At 37.3% G+C, this 2732-nt stretch carries 3 protein-coding genes and 1 pseudogene; 2 read left to right on the top strand and 2 right to left on the bottom strand.

Annotated features, from left to right (window positions below):
- Positions 1–890 (top strand): TatD family hydrolase (locus tag K6D58_RS00655; RefSeq protein ID WP_296826509.1); only part of this gene is annotated, 890 nt, incomplete at its 5' end.
- A gap of 78 nt (positions 891–968) precedes the next feature.
- Here K6D58_RS00655 and K6D58_RS00650 read toward each other — a convergent pair.
- Positions 969–1571 (bottom strand): YgjV family protein, encoded by a 603-nt coding sequence (locus K6D58_RS00650; RefSeq protein WP_296826507.1) that lies wholly within the window; start codon positions 1569–1571, stop codon positions 969–971.
- Positions 1572–1723: 152 nt separating this feature from the next.
- On the opposite strand from K6D58_RS00650, the gene K6D58_RS00645 reads away from it, so the two are divergent.
- Positions 1724–2296 carry a DUF308 domain-containing protein gene (locus K6D58_RS00645; protein ID WP_296826505.1) on the top strand — a complete coding sequence of 191 codons (573 nt, stop codon included), beginning with the start codon at positions 1724–1726 and terminating at the stop codon, positions 2294–2296.
- Positions 2297–2363: 67 nt separating this feature from the next.
- Here the strand turns inward: K6D58_RS00645 and K6D58_RS00640 are convergent.
- Positions 2364–2732: pseudogene (locus K6D58_RS00640) on the bottom strand (hypothetical protein); the annotation flags it as partial.

Here is a 2732-nt window from a genome sequence, read left to right as displayed (position 1 = left end):
GTATGTATTCAGATTTAATTTTTAATTATTCAAAGATGATAGAAGACTCCGGTCCTGAATATGGAGCAGAAATACTCTCTCAAATGGCAGCCGCTAAACCTTTTTTTGCCATGGATACAGGTATGACAGCCACGGATATCTGGCATCGTGCAGACCTTTTAAGAGAAAGTCTTGAACTTATAGAAGATGAGACTAGAAAGAATTCTGCTTCCCAGATGCTTTACCTTAGTGCAGGAATAATGCCGGATTATGATTCAGTAGAAAAACGTTTTGATTACGTTGCTGAACTTGAAGAAAATATTTTAAGTTTTAGGGATTCAGATGATCAGTTTGCAGACCGGCTTCTTGCAATAGGCCCTTGTGGAATAGACCATGACTGGGATTCCGTTGAATACGAAGGCAGGGAACATGATTATTTTGACAGCCAGACCATCAGCGATGAACAGGACCTCTTTGCCCTTCAGCTTACCCTTGGAAAAAAACTCAACATGCCTGTAATTCTTCATTCAAGAAAAGGATTTAAAGAAACTACAGACGTTTTAAAAGCTGTAAAATGGAACAAGGGTGTTATTCACGGATATGCTTACAGTAAATCTGAACTGGATTTTTTTCTGGACCTGGGCTGGTATATAAGTTTTAGTGGAGCCGTAACCTATGCCGGAAAAAAAGGCGCTCTTGATATGGCTGATATTGTTGCCTATGTTCCAAAGGACCGTATACTTATTGAATCTGATTCACCTTATTATGCCCCTGTGCCTTTAAAAAGCACGGCAAATACTCCGGTGAATCTGAATTATGTTTACGAATACATTGCATCAAAACGAAATATTTCTACACCAAAACTTTCTGCAGCTATTGATGAAAATTTTAAGAAGTTATTTTTAAACTGACAATAAAAAATGCACCTCCTTAAAATGAACATTATTTGTCCACTTTGAGGGATGCATTCTGATTGGCTGCCGTTTTTTTTACAGTTCTTTTATAAGGCAGGAATCCTTTTCCTTAAATCCCATTTTGTTAAGATAGGCCTGATGACTTGGACAGCTGGCATTTGCCTTAAGGCTTTTTACTCCCTTAGAAGCAAGATATGAATAAATGAATTTTCCAACAGAACAGTCGCGGTACATAGGGATAGTATAGTCAATTTTTACTTCAAGACAGTCATTCTTTTCTGTACCTGCAAGAATTCCCACAGGAGAAGTTCCACAGCACACAAGATGAATGCTGTCACTTCCGGAAAGATCTTCAAAATCAGCAAAGAAAGACTTTATATCACTTTTAAAGCTGTTGATAAAAAACTTTGCAAATGAATCATCTGCTCCCACTTGAACAACAGAATATTCCTTTTTGGTATTCAGCAGTTTGTAAAGATTGTAGACATTAATAACAACAAGACAAAAGTTCATTATTGCCAGAGGGTAGGCGTGAACGATTGCTGCGTAAACAATAGAGATTACGCTTCCAATTAAATTAATAAGCCTGAGCTTTACTACAGAAGTCATAAGCATGGAAACTACAACAAGCGCAGAACCGATGTAGCCGACGATTTCAAGAATAAGTTTAAAATCCATATTTACCTCTTTATCTCACAAATTTTTTTAGGCGGAAGTTAAGTATACTACCAAAAATGGAATTAAGAAAGGAAAAAAATCCTTCTTCTTAAGATGTAACCTTTTTATTTGCTCCCTCATGGTGTATATTATATGTAGAAACAGGAGACTTTATGAAAAATATGAATTTGCTTTTTGGAATATTGATTTTTATTGTGGGAATGCTCATGTGCATAAATCCTGTAAGCATGCTTCTGGTTGCAATCGTAATCACAGGTATAGCTTCTGTAATCAACGGTATAAGTGAACTTATGGCTTACCGTAAGATTTCTCAGGATCAGGTTTTTGTAACGGTAACAATCGTAAAGAGTGTCCTGACAATTGTATGTGGTATTCTTGCAGCAGTTCTTCCTGTTTATTTTATGGATGCCGGTATGGCAATGCTTAAGCTTGTTATGATAATCATGGCAATATTCTTTTTCTGTCGTGCAGCATCTGAACTTTATATAATAGTAAGGCTTAATGATTCAGAAGTTAATGTAAAGGGACTTTTTTTAAGGGCAATGTTTCTGATTGCAGCAGGTATTCTTCTTTGTATAATCAGGGCTCAGACAGTAGGCGTTGTAATCATCCGTATACTTGGTATTCTGGCAATAGTAGCCGGTGCAGGTCTTGCAGTTTACAGTTACAAAAAAAAGCCTGAAGAAGTTGAATACGAAGACGTTTCTGATAAAAGCGATGAGTAAAAAAAAGCTTCACACTGATTTTTCAGCATGAAGCTTTCTGAATAAGTAAGGTGCCTTAAAGGGTGCCTTATTTTTTTGCCCTTGCAGCTAAAGACTTCTTTATGTTTTCTGCAAAAAGGGTGTTCTGGTCTGTCCTTAAAGGAACACTGAATTCCGGTGAACCGTCTTTTGCAGAAACCCTGTACTGATTTTCTGTACTTGAAGAGTAAGCAGGGCTTGAAGGATTGTTAATCCACCAGTCAAGAACGCTTATCATACAAAGGGTGTACTTTATAAGATTTGCATTTGTAGCATTTGTAAGGTCATCAGGTCTTTTTGCTCCAAGAAGAACATCAAGACGCTTGGAAATTACATTTGGCAGGTCAAACTGATAGCGGTCCCAGGGATTCATTACTCCAAGAACAGTTTTCTTTCCGGCAGCATTCTGGTCAATTCT

This window comes from Treponema sp. (assembly GCF_024696245.1).
Taxonomy (GTDB): Bacteria; Spirochaetota; Spirochaetia; order Treponematales; family Treponemataceae; genus Treponema_D.
This window is presented reverse-complemented; position numbering and strand designations above follow the sequence as displayed.